General features: G+C 45.3%; 17 protein-coding genes and 1 tRNA gene. 2 read left to right on the plus strand and 16 right to left on the minus strand.

Annotated elements, in window-relative coordinates; genetic code table 11:
- Nucleotide 1: 1 nt before the first annotated feature.
- The 15 genes from rplI to rpsF form a co-directional block, all read right to left on the minus strand.
- A complete protein-coding gene (gene rplI / locus PPM_RS26230) occupies nucleotides 2-445 on the minus strand; it encodes a 50S ribosomal protein L9 (protein WP_013373893.1) in 444 nt (147 codons plus the stop codon).
- On the minus strand, nucleotides 442-2,430 hold the full coding sequence (locus PPM_RS26235; RefSeq protein ID WP_013373894.1) for a DHH family phosphoesterase: 1,989 nt from the start codon (nucleotides 2,428-2,430) through the stop codon (nucleotides 442-444). The genes rplI and PPM_RS26235 overlap by 4 nt, the downstream gene beginning before the upstream one ends.
- Nucleotides 2,431-2,441: 11 nt before the next feature.
- Nucleotides 2,442-3,359: a DUF2232 domain-containing protein gene (locus PPM_RS26240; protein ID WP_013373895.1), complete on the minus strand. Its 918-nt coding sequence runs from the start codon at nucleotides 3,357-3,359 to the stop codon at nucleotides 2,442-2,444.
- 5 nt (nucleotides 3,360-3,364) lie between these two features.
- The gene (locus PPM_RS26245) at nucleotides 3,365-3,667 is read right to left on the minus strand and encodes a MazG-like family protein (RefSeq protein WP_013373896.1); all 303 of its coding nucleotides are present in this window, start codon (nucleotides 3,665-3,667) and stop codon (nucleotides 3,365-3,367) included.
- 121 nt (nucleotides 3,668-3,788) lie between these two features.
- Complete coding sequence (locus PPM_RS26250; RefSeq protein WP_013373897.1) at nucleotides 3,789-4,217, minus strand: CBS domain-containing protein; 429 nt, start codon at nucleotides 4,215-4,217, stop codon at nucleotides 3,789-3,791.
- 45 nt (nucleotides 4,218-4,262) lie between these two features.
- Nucleotides 4,263-5,324, minus strand: a complete 1,062-nt coding sequence (locus tag PPM_RS26255; protein ID WP_016324927.1) for an LCP family protein — start codon at nucleotides 5,322-5,324, stop codon at nucleotides 4,263-4,265.
- 233 nt (nucleotides 5,325-5,557) lie between these two features.
- A complete protein-coding gene (locus PPM_RS26260; protein ID WP_013373899.1) occupies nucleotides 5,558-6,499 on the minus strand; it encodes a D-alanyl-D-alanine carboxypeptidase family protein in 942 nt (313 codons plus the stop codon).
- A gap of 160 nt (nucleotides 6,500-6,659) precedes the next feature.
- Nucleotides 6,660-7,625, minus strand: coding sequence for an ABC transporter ATP-binding protein (locus PPM_RS26265; RefSeq protein ID WP_013373901.1), 966 nt, complete (start codon nucleotides 7,623-7,625; stop codon nucleotides 6,660-6,662).
- Complete coding sequence (locus PPM_RS26270) at nucleotides 7,622-8,605, minus strand: ABC transporter ATP-binding protein (RefSeq protein ID WP_013373902.1); 984 nt, start codon at nucleotides 8,603-8,605, stop codon at nucleotides 7,622-7,624. Before PPM_RS26270 ends, PPM_RS26265 begins: the two co-directional genes overlap by 4 nt.
- A 13-nt stretch (nucleotides 8,606-8,618) precedes the next feature.
- Nucleotides 8,619-9,542 carry an oligopeptide ABC transporter permease gene (gene opp4C, locus PPM_RS26275; RefSeq protein ID WP_013373903.1) on the minus strand — a complete coding sequence of 308 codons (924 nt, stop codon included), beginning with the start codon at nucleotides 9,540-9,542 and terminating at the stop codon, nucleotides 8,619-8,621.
- 11 nt (nucleotides 9,543-9,553) lie between these two features.
- Entirely contained in the window at nucleotides 9,554-10,516 is a 963-nt protein-coding gene (locus PPM_RS26280; RefSeq protein WP_013373904.1) for an ABC transporter permease, read from the minus strand.
- A 68-nt stretch (nucleotides 10,517-10,584) separates the two neighbouring features.
- On the minus strand, nucleotides 10,585-12,324 hold the full coding sequence (locus PPM_RS26285; RefSeq protein WP_013373905.1) for an ABC transporter substrate-binding protein: 1,740 nt from the start codon (nucleotides 12,322-12,324) through the stop codon (nucleotides 10,585-10,587).
- A 529-nt stretch (nucleotides 12,325-12,853) separates the two neighbouring features.
- Entirely contained in the window at nucleotides 12,854-13,126 is a 273-nt protein-coding gene (rpsR, locus tag PPM_RS26290) for a 30S ribosomal protein S18 (RefSeq protein ID WP_013312800.1), read from the minus strand.
- A gap of 21 nt (nucleotides 13,127-13,147) precedes the next feature.
- Nucleotides 13,148-13,639: a single-stranded DNA-binding protein gene (ssb, locus tag PPM_RS26295; RefSeq protein ID WP_010346813.1), complete on the minus strand. Its 492-nt coding sequence runs from the start codon at nucleotides 13,637-13,639 to the stop codon at nucleotides 13,148-13,150.
- A 49-nt stretch (nucleotides 13,640-13,688) separates the two neighbouring features.
- The gene (rpsF, locus tag PPM_RS26300) at nucleotides 13,689-13,973 is read right to left on the minus strand and encodes a 30S ribosomal protein S6 (protein ID WP_007433230.1); all 285 of its coding nucleotides are present in this window, start codon (nucleotides 13,971-13,973) and stop codon (nucleotides 13,689-13,691) included.
- Nucleotides 13,974-14,291: 318 nt separating this feature from the next.
- Here rpsF and PPM_RS26305 point away from each other — a divergent pair, with 318 nt between their 5' ends.
- Nucleotides 14,292-14,486 (plus strand): YjzC family protein, encoded by a 195-nt coding sequence (locus PPM_RS26305; RefSeq protein ID WP_013373906.1) that lies wholly within the window; start codon nucleotides 14,292-14,294, stop codon nucleotides 14,484-14,486.
- A gap of 366 nt (nucleotides 14,487-14,852) precedes the next feature.
- Complete coding sequence (locus tag PPM_RS26310; RefSeq protein ID WP_013373907.1) at nucleotides 14,853-15,170, plus strand: hypothetical protein; 318 nt, start codon at nucleotides 14,853-14,855, stop codon at nucleotides 15,168-15,170.
- A gap of 206 nt (nucleotides 15,171-15,376) precedes the next feature.
- Here the strand turns inward: PPM_RS26310 and PPM_RS26315 are convergent.
- Nucleotides 15,377-15,467: transfer RNA gene (locus tag PPM_RS26315), tRNA-Ser, on the minus strand.
- Nucleotides 15,468-15,544: the final 77 nt, after the last annotated feature.

The raw sequence follows: 15,544 nt of genomic DNA on the forward strand, positions 1-15,544 counted from the left end.
ATTATTCTTCAGTCACCTGTACTTTCAGCGTAGCTTTGACCTCAGGATGAAGCTTGACGGTCATTTGAGTCACGCCCAACGTACGAATCGGTTCTTCCAGCTCGATTTTGCGTTTGTCCAGCTTGATGCCTGTTTTAGCAACAGCCTCTGCGATTTGCTTGCTTGTAATTGCGCCGAACAGACGTCCACCTTCTCCAGCCTTTGCTTTGAGCTGAATTGTAGTCTCTTCCAGCTTTTTGCCGAGTACTTGTGCCTCTTCCTTTTCCTCTTGCTTGCGTTTTTCCTCAGCAGCGTTTTGGTTTTCCAGCGTCTTCATATTTCCTTCCGTTGCTGGGCGGGCAATCCCACGTGGCAACAGGAAATTCGCTGCATAACCGTCCGACACTTCCTTAATCTGCCCCTTCTTACCTTGGCCCTTCATATCTTTAATGAATATTACTTTCATTCAAATAACCCCTCTTCCCCATCAATTTCGGCCAGAACGTCGACCACTCTGCGCTTAGCTTCCTCCAGCGAGCAATCCAGCTGAACCGCTGCGTTTGTCAGATGTCCTCCGCCGCCTAGCCGTTCCATGACGACCTGTACGTTCATGCGTCCGAGTGAACGGGCGCTGATCCCCACCAGGCCGTCAGGACGTTCACTGACCACAAAGGAGGCCAGTACATCCGTCATATTGAGCAATGAATCCGCCACCTGAGCAATCAGGAGCTGCGGTATTTTTTGTCCGGGCTCGGTCACCGCAATTGCGATATGCCCATATATCATTTTAGCATGCTTAATAATTTCCGCCTTAGCAATATATTCATCCAGGTCCTCTTTTAACATGCGCTGGATCATGACTGTATCTGCTCCACTACGTCTTAAGAAGCCAGCAGCCTCAAACGTACGTGAGCCTGTATGCAGGGAAAAATGCTTGGTATCCACCGTAATCCCCGCCAGCAGTGATGTTGCCTCCAGCGGTGTCAGCTGGACCTTCTCATGGATATATTGCAGCAGCTCGGTCACCAGTTCACAGGCCGATGACGCGTATGGCTCCAAATAGATTAGAACAGAATCATTAATAAATTCCTCGCCCCGACGGTGATGATCCACAACCACCACCCGGCTGGCCGTCTGCACCAGACGAGGCTCAATCGTCATTGAAGCCTTGTGCGTATCCACCACAACCAGCAGGCTGTGCTCGGTCATCACCTGAAGCGACTGCTCCGGTGTCATGAGCGCTTGCGATAGCTTCTCATCCTTGTTTACCTGCTCCATCATTCGGTCAATAGACGGATTGGATTTGTCCAGTACGATATGGGCCTCTACATTGTAAAGTGCCGCGGCCTTCCATACACCGATAGCTGCTCCTATTGCATCCATGTCCGGTATTTTGTGTCCCATAATCAGCACGCGGTCGCTCTCCTGCATCAGATCACGCAGCGCATGTGCAATGACTCGGGCTCGCACCCTGGTACGCTTCTCGACAGCATTGGACTTGCCTCCATAAAAGGACAGACGCTGTCCCGCTTTCACTGCTGCCTGATCCCCCCCGCGTCCAAGCGCCATATCTAGACTGGACTGGGCCAACTCGCCCAGCTCCTTGATACTCTCTGCGCCGAAAGACAAGCCAATGCTCAATGTCATCGGTACTTTCAAATCCGCCGTCATTTCCCTCACGGTATCCAAAATGACGAATCGGCTCTGCTCCAGTTCTTGGAGTGCTTTATGATTCAGCATAATCAGATAACGCTCAGATGACAACCGGCGCAAATAAATATTGTACTGATTGGCCCAAGACGTAATCTCGCTGGAAACCTTCGCAATAAGCGCGGTGCGCTGCTGATCGTCCATTCCCTGAGCAGCCTCGTCCATATTATCAAGCATGACGATACCAAGCGCCAACCGCTCGTTCTCATACTGCTTGCGCAGTACCGCGAGCTCCGTCACTTCATACAAATATATCAGACGCTCATCAGGCACGATTAGAAACTGATAATGACGCTCATCATGCTGTAATTCAACCTTTAGTTCACGAGCAGGTTCTTTCGTTTCTTTTTTAGTGCTTAGAGCATTTGCGAGTTGAGGAAACAAATCTTGAAGAGGCTCTCCAATCAATGATTGCTCCTCGAACATCTCACTGGCAAAGCGATTGTGCCATTCTACGGTTCGATTTTCACTGTATAAAATGATACCGAACGGCAGTGTACTGATCGCTTCTCCCTCCACCCGCTTAATCCGGAAGGAAAGACCACTGATATATTGATTCAGTTCCCGACGAAAATCCAGCTCCGTCTTCAGCATCAGTCCGCCGAGCAAGAATGATAGCAGCAGTCCTATCACACCCAGTTCCCAGTTGTACATGGAAATACATATGACAAGCACCAGCAGCAGTAAAAACGCCCAGACCGTCTGATAGCCGTGCCAGCGTTTTTGTAGAAATTTAGGCATGACTGTTCACCCTATTTCTTTGATCTTGTAATAGCTTCACGCAGCGGAAAGGCCAAATCAATAATACCTATAATGCGGAGCGGCTGGAACACCAGAACGACGAGCGACAGCAGCAACGCAATCACCGGGCTCTTTTTACGGCTATGCGTCCAGAAGTATACAAAACCAATTGTCTGGATAATAAAACATGCATGGATCAGCGGTAGCATACTAATGGAGACCGTTTGAATCCAGCTGCTATCGGAAGAATCCGCTATCCATCCAATTACAATTGCCAGCAGATAGTACCAGATCAGCGTACGCGGTAGCATCCACTCGCGGGCAGGCTTCATTTTACGTACCGGCACATCGAGACTACTCAACGCTGGACGTGCCAAAGCATGTGTGATCACTGCCAGTATGAACGAGCTGACAATCATCACATATGGAACTTTACCAATCAGCATTGTACCGAGTTTCTGCGTATCTTCAGCTGTCCAGCTCATATTCGCAAACATCGGATTCGCACTCAAAATCTGCTGTACAATACTGGCCGACATCTCAGCCTGATCACGAAGGGACTGTGAAAGATCAAACCCGAAGGAATACGTAGCGATAAACAGTACAAACAACAATTCGGCTAAAATAATGCCCGTTCCGGTCACCAACGCCTGAAAGGCAGATCCTCCCTTTTTATATACCCGTCCCATCAATATAGAAGGAATCAGAAAGTAAATCGCAGGAAGCAGCGAATACACATCGAGTAGCGCTATAATTAAAAGCACCGGTATGACGTGAACCAGAAAACCTTTGAAAGGCAGCGATGAAAACAATACAGCGCCAGGCACAATCAGAAAAAATACGGTAATAATTCTAAATGGTGTCAATAGAGTCAGCAGCAGAAGCAAATAAATAACGCTCCATGCTACAGTGGCCAAGCGGAATTTCAACGTTTTCACCTCTTACGCATATGTTCTTCCAGTGCGGAAATGTCTTGATACCAATCCTCCAACTGGTGTCCTTCTTTTCTGTGCTTTCTTAGCTTGTCGATGAGTAGATCATCCAATTCACGGTAAGACACCCCAAGACGCCTCCCCAGAATATAACTGCTCATCACCAGGCTGGCCAAACAATCACCAATACGGACTGTACTGCCTTCCCACATCGCCTTAAACAGACGGGAGACTTGGTCGAGCACCTCTGTTTTAAGCCATTCAATAACCTTGGCTCGTTTAACTACATCCATTTCTTTAGGCATATGATGAAGAGTCACACCCCTCTGAAAAAGCTTTATTCTCCATTATAGCATATCCTATTTTGAAAATAACTGTTACCCCATAGGGTAAATCGTTATTTTCAAAGCAGCTCTGCTGCTTATTTTAGCTTGAAGTATTAAGCGATTCCTTAGACACAAATTTCTCACAATACTCAATAATTTGGCTGCGGCGCACGATACCGATAAACCGTTCCATATCATCCACGACGGGCACAAAGTTTTGTACCTTCGCCAAATTAATCAGATCCTCCATATTGGCATCAATGGATACAGGTTTCATCGAAACCCGCAGCGGAACGTCCTTGAGCATAAACTTAGAAGCGTTTTCAAAGGTGATTTTCCCCTCAGACTCTTTCATATGCCACAATAGGTCGCCCTCTGTAACCGTACCCGTATATCTACCTTCCTTATCCAAAATAGGAACCGCTGTGAACCGGTGATATTCCATTCGTTCCAATGTTTGCCGTAGAGTAGCATCCGCCGTTACACAAGCGACCTCTTGTTTGGGAAGCAAGAAAAAAGCGATATTCATGAGAAACGAATCCCCCTCAAAATCAAATATAAATCAATTGATTACTCACTGAATGTCCTGCTTGTCGGGAAGCCTCAGCGTCTGCGGGGTTGTATCAGAGTCTAGCCAGTTCGCAATCATAAGTCTGGCATATTCAAGCTCCTGTTCATTAGCCCGGTCATAGTACAGACCCTTTTTCTTGAACCCTTCCCCCGTAATCGTAAAACTTGAAATTTGTGGATTCCCCTGTGAAATAGCTTGCTTGCCAAGCCTAGTAATAAAGGCAGGTTCCATATCCGTTGTGAAATTGGCCCCCATAATATCGAGCAACTCCGGGATCTTGGTGATTCCATCGATATTCAGCAGCCTATCGGCCATAGCGTTCAAAAAAATTTGCTGACGTTTTGTACGGTTGAAGTCGCTATCTTCCCGATACCTAACATAATACATGGCTTCTTCACCATTATAAAGCGGCTTGCCCGCCTCAATACGGAACTTGATATGCAGCGGGTTTTTATTCTCGATGGGCTGATCGATAGGAAGCACAACTCCACCCACTGCATTCACGGCATCCTGAATCCCCTGGAAATTAATCGTAGCATAATAATCGACCTTATGCTCCATCAGCTTCTCTACGGTGGCCATGGACATATCCTCGCCTCCGAACGCATAAGCATGCCCTAACTTATCAAAATCATCCTCGCCATCTCGATTGGAGTCATGTCCGGCAATCTGTACATACGTATCCCTTGGAATGGAGACCAAGAGCACACGCGATTCTGCGGGCCGTACAGCAGCATATATCACCGTATCTGAGCGACCACGTGCCTTTTCGTTTGGCCTTTGATCCGTTCCCAGTAGCAACACCGAAAAAGGCTCCTTTTGGTAAGCCACCTTCTCTTGCGGCTGCTGTTCCGCGGATTGACGAGGCTGGTAGGATTTCTCCAGTTTGCTTTCCAGCGTCGGTGACACAAACCAGTCGAAAGCCACGAGCGTCAGCTGTTTGCGGAATAGATAGCCTCCCACTGCAACTAAAAGCAAGACAATACATGAAATATATAGAGCGGTAAACCTCTTTTTCTTTTTGGGCTTTCCACGGGTCCTTCTCTTATGTCTTCTCTCCATCATGGCTTCCTTCCTTCTTTCGTCCACAAATCCCATCTCTTCATTAAACCGGATGGGTCCCTCATGAAGCGGAAACTTCCCCTCAAAGCATAAAAGGTCAGCTACCTTGTTGTCAAAAGTGCCATGGCATGGTCAGTTCCTCAATTCATGACAAAAAAGGCTTCGCCCTTACGGTCAAAGCCCTCAGTAATGTATATATAAGTATTCTATGTAGCCTTCAAAGTTATCTTTTATTTTTAATGCGGAGCCAATTTCACCAAATTTTGCAAACGCACAGGGAAAGAGGTGGACAGAGAAAAACCATAATCGAACAACTTCCGTGTCTGCTCGAAACGCTCCTCCTTGCTCGGTGCACCCAGTACTACAGCAACTAACCGTTTGCCATGCTGCTCAGCTGTACCCGTGAAACAATATCCAGCATCGCTTGTGTATCCTGCTTTCAATCCGTCCGTGCCCGCATAAGAGTACGGTCCAGCCAAGGAAGGCAACATCCAGTTCGTATTGCTGATGTAAATGCCCTTATCCTTCAATTCCATCTGTGTACGGCTGGACGTTCTGAGAATCTCAGGATGTGATGTAATCAAGTAAGAGGCCAACTTTGCAGTGTCGCTTGCCGTCATCTTCGTTTCTCCGCGAATGTCCTTAGGATGGTTCGGCCCTAATTCACTCTGACCTGCCCCAGAGGCATTACTAAAGCGACTATCGGGCGACAACCCAATTTGGGCAGCTTTTTCATTCATGCGCTTTACAAAAGCGTACTCATTCCCTGATGAACGTTCCGCCAGTGCCACAGCTGCGTCATTCGCTGAATACACTACCATACTTTGAAACAATTCAGATACGGTCATTCTTTCTCCATACCGGAGGGATAGATTCACACCACCCACCGTACTGGCATAACGACTAATGCGCACCTCATCATTCCAGCCTAACCGTCCGGTCCGAATATCCTCCAGTACCAGTAGCTCGGTCATGAGCTTGGACATATTTGCGGAGGGCATAGGCTTATCGCCATTCACATCCATTAGTAATTCCCCGGTATGCATGTCCATTAGCACTGCAGCGTCTGCATCCACATTCGGCTTTCCGATCAACAAGCGGGGTCCAAGTGTAATAAAAATCAATATAATAAGTACCGGGACGACAATAGCCCAACGTAACCAATGTTTTTTCATCATCGTAATAACCTCCATACCTTATTAGACGATGAAAAATCCATTTTGTCTGCAATTTTTCGAAAAAAAGATACAATTTTTTTACCTTTTTTTATTTCACAACAAAATACCCGCCAATCCCTGTTACAGGAAGGCGGATATTTTGCTTCTTCAGTATGACGTATTAAGCAAAATGACAGGCTACAAAATGCTGGTCGCCCGCATCTCGATATACCGGAGCCTCTGTTTTACAGCGTGCTTCTGCCATAGGACAACGTGTATGAAACTTGCATCCTGACGGCGGATTAGCCGGAGACGGGATGTCCCCTTTTAACACAATCCGCTGTCTTTTGATCGTCGGATCTGGAATCGGTACTGCTGATAGCAAAGCCTTGGTGTACGGGTGAAGCGGATTGCTGAACAGCTCCTCCTTGGAGGCCAACTCTACCATTGAGCCCAGATACATCACACCAATCCGGCTACACAGATGCTCGACCACACTCAGATCATGCGAGATGAACAGGTACGTCAGTTGGCGTTCCTGCTGCAAATCGCTTAACAAGTTAATGATCTGGGCCTGAATCGATACATCCAGAGCAGATACCGGCTCGTCAGCCACAATAAAATCAGGATTCAAAATCAAGGCCCGTGCAATCCCGATCCGCTGCCGCTGACCACCTGAGAACTCATGCGGATAACGATCATAGTGATACGAGGATAGACCGCAAATATTCAGCGTTTCGTTGACCTTTTGCCGCAGCTCATTACGATCAATCAACCCGTGATCCAGCAAAGCTTCTCCGATCGCCTCACCAACCTTAATTCTCGGGTTCAGTGAGCTAAAGGGGTCCTGAAAGACGATTTGCAGCTTCGGACGAAGCGCACGAATCTGCTCCTTGTTTAACGCGTGCAAGTCTTCGCCCTTGTACCGTACTGATCCCTCTGTCTTATCCATTAATCTGAGAATCGTGCGCCCAATCGTACTTTTACCGCAGCCAGATTCTCCTACCAGACCAAAGGACTCACCCTTATGAATATGAAAGGATACATCATCGACCGCCTTTACATATCCGACCGTACGCTGAAAAACCCCGCCTGTGATCGGGAAATACTTTTTCAGCCCTTCCACTTGAATCAAAGGCTCGCTCATACCCGTTGCCCTCCTTCTTTCTCATATAGCCAGCAGGCAACCTTATGACCATTCTCCTTTTCATTCAAGGGAGGAGCCTGATCCTTGCATATTTGCATGCAATGTGCGCAACGATCATGAAAATGGCAATTTTCACCCAGCTCAATGGGGTTTGGCACCTGTCCTGGGATGGAATACAGCCGATCCATTTTCTGATTAATGACAGGTTTAGCCTTTAATAGCCCTTGAGTATACGGATGCTGCGGATTTTTGAACAGCTCAATGACAGGAGCCTCTTCAATAACGTTCCCGGCATACATAACGACCACATAATCGGCCATTTCTGCCACGACACCCAAGTCGTGCGTAATCAGCATAATGGACGTTTTAAGCTTATCCTTCAAATCCCGCATTAAATCAAGAATCTGCGCCTGAATTGTTACATCCAGTGCCGTTGTCGGTTCATCCGCAATCAACAGCTTCGGATTGCAGCTTAAAGCAATAGCAATCATAATCCGCTGGCGCATACCGCCACTCAATTCATGAGGATAGGAATGGAATATTTCCTCCGATCGCGAAATGCCCACCAAATTAATCAGTTCAATTGCCCGGGCGCGTGCTTCTTTTTTACTCATTAATGTATGCATCAGCAACGGCTCCGTAATCTGTTCTCCAATCGTAAGCACTGGATTCAGCGAAGACATCGGTTCCTGAAAAATAATCGAAATGTCATTGCCGCGAATTTGCTGCATTTGACCTTTATTGAGTTTTAGGAGGTCTTTGCCCTCAAACCAGATTTGTCCGTCGGAGGTGTGGGGAGAATCAATCAACCGCATCATCGTCATCGCAGTTACACTCTTACCACAACCAGATTCTCCTACCACACAGAGCGTTTCACCCTCACGAATTTTAAAACTGACGTCATTGACCGCTTTGACAGTTCCGTTAGAGGTATGAAAGTGGGTTTTCAGGTTACGAAATTCAATCAAAGCATTTTCCATAAACGTTCGTCTCCTACTTCTTCATTTTAGGGTCCAGCGCGTCACGCAAACCGTCGCCAATCAGATTAATCGCTACAACAGTAATTAGAATACACATTCCCGGTGGTACCCATATCCAGGGCCGTTTGCGGAAGTCAATCAGGTTATTCGCAGCCGATATCATGTTCCCCCACGAAGGTGTGGGCGGCACAACGCCAATCCCCAAGTAACTGAGCGCAGATTCTGTAATAATCGCACCAGCCACTCCAAGCGTAGCCGTAACAATAATAGTAGGAATCGTGTTCGGCAGCAGATGTCGGAATATTTTACGGCGGTCTCTCAACCCCAGTGCTTCCGTCGCCTGCATGAACTCCTGTTCACGCAGCGTAAGAATCTGCCCTCTGACCAGACGGGACAAGCTCGTCCAGCTCAGGATTCCGATAATAAGCATCAGAAAATAAATACGGTTCGACGGATCAACCTTCAAATCCGACAGAACAGCACCTAAAATAATAAGCAGCGGCAATGTAGGCAGCGCCATGAAAATATCGGCAATCCGCATAATAACCGTATCCACGCCTTTACGATAAAACCCTGCCAGCGCACCCAACGTCGCCCCGATCATGACCGAAATAAACGTGGCGACCAGCCCCACTGTCAAAGAAATACGGCCGGCCAGCATCGTACGCAGTAAAATATCTCTACCAAACTTATCCGTACCAAGCCAGTACTTCGCATTAGGGGATAAATTTTTGTCAGATAGCTTGTAATCATCTAAATGATAAGGTGAAATCATGGGGCCAAATACACAAATGATAACCATGAGAATTAATATAACGAGACCTGCCAAAGCCAGGCGGTTTTGGTTAAAACGACGAATGGCGATTCTCCATGGAGACGCTTCAGGACGGATCGCCGCCTTTTGATTCGTTTCAATCGTGACTGTTTCCGCGGACAATAGTATCCCTCCTATTTCAAGCGAATTCTTGGATCGGCCATGCCATACAATACATCAGAAAGTAAATTACCGAGGAGCGTAAGAATGGCCAGGAAAATCGTGAAGCCCAGCATAAACGGATAATCCCGCATACTAATAGACTCCAGATAAACCTGCCCCACACCCGGCCATACAAATACCTTTTCCAGGATCATTGCCCCACCAAATAAGGCTGGAAGCTCGAACCCGAGCAGTGTGATTGCTGGAATCAGAGCATTGCGCAGTGCATGCTTGAAAATAACCGTCCGCTCCTTCAAGCCCTTGGCACGTGCGGTACGGATATAATCCTGCCGGATGACCTCCAACATGCCTGTACGGAAATAACGAGTCAGGCTTCCTGTACTCAGCATCGTAAGTACGAGTGTCGGTAGGAACATATGCTTGAGGACATCCACCATATAATCCCACGAGCCTGCTTCCACCCCTGCTGTGGTCATGCCTCCGACGGGAAGAATCCCCCATTCAAGAGCAAATATTTTGATGACCAATAGACCAATAAAAAATGAAGGCAGCGACATACATAAGAAAATAAATAACGTAACAAACTTATCGAATAAGGAATATTGGAACTTAGCTGAAAATACCCCTGCAACAATGGCAATGAGCCAGCTAAAAATAAGACTAAAAAAAGCGATAATAAAAGAGTTCCATACATAATTGCTGATAACCTTCGTTACCGGCTGCTTATGCTGCAATGAATCCCCCATATTTCCCTTTAACATATTACCGGCCCATATAAAATAACGTTGGTATTCCGGTTTATCCAGCCCGTAGATATGTCGTAGCTGCTGCGCCTTCTCGGCGGTCATATTCGGGTTCTGCTTGGCTGTAATATAATCACCCGGCACCATGGCTGAAATCGCAAAAACGATAATGGATATGCCAATAAGTGTGGGGATGAGTTGCAGCAGTCTTCGAATAATGTACTGCTTCATATTCATTCCTCCAGACGAATAAAGTGATATGCCCAGCTCGTGAGAGCTGAGCATACAATTGGCAACCCTTATTGAGCGATTTGAGCGTTATGCAGAGTGAACTCAAAATCTTTGTATGGTGTAATTTCTAAGCCGGATACACGTCCATTCACTGGCCACATATCTCTGCGTTGGTACAAAAAGATAGTTGGCAGATCTTTGTTCAGCTCTTGATAGAGCTGTTTGTAAATCTGTTTGCGTTTTTCTTGATCCAGTTCATGCTTACCAGCAAGTGTTAATTCATCAACCTTTTTATTGGAATAGCCGATATCATTTTGTGCACCATTCGTAATAAAAGTCGTTGTGTCCGGGTCTGGAGTTAAGCCCCAAGCCGCAAAGAACATATCAAACTTGCCCGTATCCTTTTTATCCATAATGGCGTTAAAATCTAAAGTTTCAGAAGTTAGCTTGATGCCGAGCTCCTTATAGTTATTGGACATGATCGGTAGCAAGGCCTCTACTACTGGATTATCAGCAGTTGCGGAGAAGTTAATGGTCAGCTTTTCTCCGTCCTTTTCGCGAATTCCGTCAGCCCCAACCTTCCAGCCTGCCTCATCCAGCAAAGCCTTCGCCTTCGCTGTATCAAACTCATATTTATTGATACCTTCATCCGTGTAAGACCAAGATTCTGTAGACTGTGGAATATTAATGACATTCGCATATGGCCCATACACGCCCTGCACAATCTCTTTACGGTTTAAACCAATAGTTAAAGCTTGACGTACTTTAGGGTCTTGAAATTTCTTTTCCTTGTGATTAAACGCAATATATCCATAGCCATTTGTCGGCATAATATTCACGTCCAAGAAGCCTAGAGCCTTTAATTCCTCTACATTGTCTTCCGTAACTGTGATATTGTCCATGTCCGTTTCGCCTGTTTGCAGCATAGACAGGTTTGTTTCTTCTGTTGTCGTTTTGAAAATAACTGATTTCACCTTTGGTGCACCTTTGAAGTAGTTTGGATTCGCTTCAAGTACGACTTGTTGACCTGGGGAAAAGCTCTTCAGCACATACTGCCCGGAGCCGATTGGTTTATTATTAAGCGCCTTGATGCTGTCCAGGTTACCCTTCTTGAACCCTTTTCCGTAATAAGCTTCTGGCATGAAGTATTGCTCACCCAGATAATCCTTCGTATAAGCTGTTGCTTCTGTAACGGTTACCTCTACTGTGTTATCATCAATGACCTTGATACCCGAGATATCATTCGCCTTGCCATCGTGGTATTCCTTACCGCCTTTAATCTTAAAAGATAATATATCGCTTTCTCCATCATAATTCGGATCATGCAGCACTTTGAGAACAAAAGCATAATCCTTTACGGTTACTGGAGTGCCGTCACTATACTTCACACCTGGTTTCAGATGGAATGTGTATTTTAGACCATCCGGCGATACATCAACCTTTTCAGCCAAACTATTTTCATATGTACCATCTGCCTTCACCTGTAAGAAGGAATCAAATACTGTTCTGACTACATATAAATCGTAAGTTGTTTGCCAGAATAGCGGGTTAAATACCCCTTTAGGTGACGTCATACCTACTACAATGTTATCTTTCCGATTCGTTGCTCCTGGAGGATTTTGCGACAAATCCGTCGCTTTAATAACACCCTCTGTAACTGGTGCGCTTGCTTCATTTCCCTCTGTTTTATTATCCGCATTGCCTTGCTGCGGCTGTGCCTCATTAGCACCTCCACTACATCCTGCAAACAGAACACCAACGATCGTAAGCACCATAAGCAAAGAAACCCATTTCTTCGTTTGCACCATCCTGTTAATCCCCCTTGTCGGTTCTTTATTTAACAGCCTGTCTCATTCCTGCGGTGATTCGTTAAAGCTTGAGGTTCAAAAATGAAGTTTTGCACACCCTCCTTACTGTTCCTAATGATAGTGTAGAACACATGTTTTAGACCCTTGGTCAATTTTGTGCACTGACAACCATTACATTTTTATTAAGGTTTATCTTAAGTGTAAAATAATATCACGTCAATATCTTTTTTTATGTAAAATGCAATTGCAAAACATCTATTTTTGTAAAGTTTATGAAATTTACTTGTGGAAAATGACAGAAAACTAAGTGTTATGTAATATAAAATAACATTTCGAATGACCGAAATGTGTACTCTGGCGAGTTGGGGAGCTTGTAATTTCTTAAGCCACTAAAAGGTGATTTATACTTAATGGGTAAACATGGATTGTATTATTAGTAAGTTACAATAGATGGCACTTGTTGTCAATAAAAAAAATCATAAAAAAGGATGTCCCCAGAATTGGGGACATCCTTTTTTTCCACCCACTACTATTCAGTAGTGTAAGGAAGCAATGCGATTTGACGGGAACGTTTAACAGCGATTGTCAACATACGTTGATATTTCGCGCTTGTTCCAGTCACACGACGAGGAAGAATTTTTCCACGTTCGCTGATGAATTTTTTAAGCAGGTCTGTATCTTTATAGTCAATGTGAGTAATTTTGTTCACAGTGAAGAAACATACTTTACGACGTTTGTTGCGACCACCACGACGAGCTGGTCTTTTGTTATCGTCTCCGCCTTCTCTTTGTCTGAAGCCCATTCTTTGTCAGTCCTTTCCCAATTAAAATGGTAGATCATCATCCGAAATATCGATCGGTTTTCCGTCATCGGAAAAAGGATCCTGATTGTTTCGCGAGTTATTATTCCCGCGCCCACTATTGCTGTTACCGCCTCCGAAAGGAGACTCCTCACGCATACCTCCACCGCTATTGCCGCCACCGTTGCCGCTATCGCGGTTAGATTCCAAGAAACGTACATTATCAGCAACAATTTCAGTCACGTATACACGTTTTCCTTCATTGTTCTCATAATTACGCACTTGTACACGGCCTTCAACAGCCGTCAAACGACCTTTACGAAGATAGTTAGCGCATGTTTCAGCAAGCTGACGCCAGGTTACGATCGGCAAGAAATCCGCTTCCCGTTCGCCGCCTTGACTTGTAAACGGACGGTCTACAGCCAGGGTGAACTGGGTTACTGCTACACCAGACGGTGTATAGCGCAGCTCTGGATCTTTGGTCAAACGACCGATCAGAATGACACGGTTCAACAATCCAATCCCCTCCTTTGAGCGTTGTTCATTACATAATCACGTACAATAATTAAGCTACGTCGTTCGTAATGAGATAACGAATTACTTCGTCAGAAATTTTCATGATACGCTCAAGCTCAGTAACAACAGCAGGTTCTGCTGTGAAGTTTACCAGAACGAAAGAACCATCACGGAATTTCTTGATCTCATACGCAAGACGGCGTTTAGTTACATCGTGATTCGTAATTTCGCCACCGCCGTTAGAGATGATACCTTGGAATTTGTCGACTGTCGCTTGAACAGCTTCTTGTTCAATGTCAGGACGAATAATGTACATCACTTCATATTTGCGCATTCTTTACACCTCCTTATGGACATAAGGCCCTCAATCTCAGTTGAGAGCAAGGAACGAGCCTAAACTCGCACTAAAACAGTTTATCAAATCGAGCACCTGAATGCAACCTGCAATTTCGAGCATAAGGCTAAAAACTGCTCACACACATCATATCACTGGTTTTATACAATTTTATATCACACCACAAATTTTGCATATATAAAGGAAATAATTTTTGATTAACTACTATCTGTGTACCCTAATTTCGCATGTTTCTGTTTAAGACAGCGCACAATAACCGTTGCAGTCCAAATTCATTATCTAAGGAGGCACAACCGTATGGGTGAAAAGACTGAGTTCGTACCCGGGGATAAGGTCCCAAACGACGGCGTATATATGGAGGTTGGAGAAAAAAGCTTTCATACTGAAATCCAAAACCCGCAGCAAATAACGTTGGAAAGAGGCGATTCTTTTCCGAAGACCACCAATCATAATCGCAAGTGGAAGAAAAAAACGAAAGCTCGCGTCCACTAATGTATATTTCTTCGGAATCCTGGCCATATTATGATTAGGCGATACAACAGAGAGGTGTGGTTCCGTTGGACAACGTAGCCTTACAAACTGTTAGGAGATCCATTCCGGGCATTAGAAGCGTTAGGTTTGTGTAAAAGGACACTGTCTTTTCAACACGGTATTGCTAGTCAGTACACCGAGTTTCATGATGTGATTGGACAGATCGTATCCTGTTAAAAATGTATCGCCTACGATGGAGGACCTTTGTGGTCCTCCTTTGTTGCATTATCGGACTTTTTGCATATACTGGTAAAATGCAGATTAATTCAGCTCCTTCTGCTAGAATATATCCAAGTACAAAGACCTACTATTTACGGAGGTTTAAAGATGAGCTATTCTCGTATATTAAAGTGGATATCAGGTATATTCGAATTGGTGCTGGCTGTACCGATTGTGGGAGGAGCTATTGTCATGGGGACTGGCTACTCAGCTTTAGGGTTTATGCTTGTCCTGCATGCAGTAACACTTATCCTGTCGTTACGCAATCAGGAAGCGATCTACGGTTCTGTCTGGGGAGTAATCACTTCCTTGCTAGCCTGGATTCCTTTTGTAGGCTGGGCACTCCATTTGATTGCAGCCATCCTTCTGATGATCTCTGGCTCAAAGAGAACCAAACGCTATCATTACCCGCCTAATCAGCTATAACAAAAGAAAGCTCCTGACAGCAATTATTTCAAATGCTGTTAGGAGCTTTCTTTTGCTCTAACGCCTTATTCATTCACCAAAAGATTCTTAATCATTTTTTCGATATCGTTACATTCATTTTTAGTAATCTGATTTATTTATTGCCATAAAACAAAAAATCCCCTACGTCAGCAGACGTAAGAGATTGATTTAGTTCATAAAGTTAGTGGCGGAAAGAGTGGGATTCGAACCCACGCACGCCTTGCGACGCCTAACTGATTTCGAGTCAGCCCCCTTGGACCTCTTGGGTACCTTTCCGCAGCAAGGATAATTATATCATCATTGCTTTCATGACGCAAGCTGATTTCTTGTTCACCATGATCCACTTTCTCTGC

It is taken from the genome of Paenibacillus polymyxa M1 (genome assembly GCF_000237325.1).
GTDB lineage: Bacteria > Bacillota > Bacilli > Paenibacillales > Paenibacillaceae > Paenibacillus > Paenibacillus polymyxa_C.

Coding starts and splice junctions, on each gene's coding strand:
- rplI (WP_013373893.1), bottom strand. CDS start 445: ATGAAAGTAATATTCATTAAAGATATGAAGGGCCAAGGTAAGAAGGGG.
- PPM_RS26235 (WP_013373894.1), bottom strand. CDS start 2,430: ATGCCTAAATTTCTACAAAAACGCTGGCACGGCTATCAGACGGTCTGG.
- PPM_RS26245 (WP_013373896.1), bottom strand. CDS start 3,667: ATGCCTAAAGAAATGGATGTAGTTAAACGAGCCAAGGTTATTGAATGG.
- PPM_RS26250 (WP_013373897.1), bottom strand. CDS start 4,217: ATGAATATCGCTTTTTTCTTGCTTCCCAAACAAGAGGTCGCTTGTGTA.
- PPM_RS26255 (WP_016324927.1), bottom strand. CDS start 5,324: ATGATGGAGAGAAGACATAAGAGAAGGACCCGTGGAAAGCCCAAAAAG.
- PPM_RS26260 (WP_013373899.1), bottom strand. CDS start 6,499: ATGATGAAAAAACATTGGTTACGTTGGGCTATTGTCGTCCCGGTACTT.
- PPM_RS26265 (WP_013373901.1), bottom strand. CDS start 7,625: ATGAGCGAGCCTTTGATTCAAGTGGAAGGGCTGAAAAAGTATTTCCCG.
- PPM_RS26270 (WP_013373902.1), bottom strand. CDS start 8,605: ATGGAAAATGCTTTGATTGAATTTCGTAACCTGAAAACCCACTTTCAT.
- PPM_RS26280 (WP_013373904.1), bottom strand. CDS start 10,516: ATGAAGCAGTACATTATTCGAAGACTGCTGCAACTCATCCCCACACTT.
- PPM_RS26285 (WP_013373905.1), bottom strand. CDS start 12,324: ATGGTGCAAACGAAGAAATGGGTTTCTTTGCTTATGGTGCTTACGATC.
- rpsR (WP_013312800.1), bottom strand. CDS start 13,126: ATGGGCTTCAGACAAAGAGAAGGCGGAGACGATAACAAAAGACCAGCT.
- rpsF (WP_007433230.1), bottom strand. CDS start 13,973: ATGCGCAAATATGAAGTGATGTACATTATTCGTCCTGACATTGAACAA.
- PPM_RS26305 (WP_013373906.1), top strand. CDS start 14,292: ATGGGTGAAAAGACTGAGTTCGTACCCGGGGATAAGGTCCCAAACGAC.
- PPM_RS26310 (WP_013373907.1), top strand. CDS start 14,853: ATGAGCTATTCTCGTATATTAAAGTGGATATCAGGTATATTCGAATTG.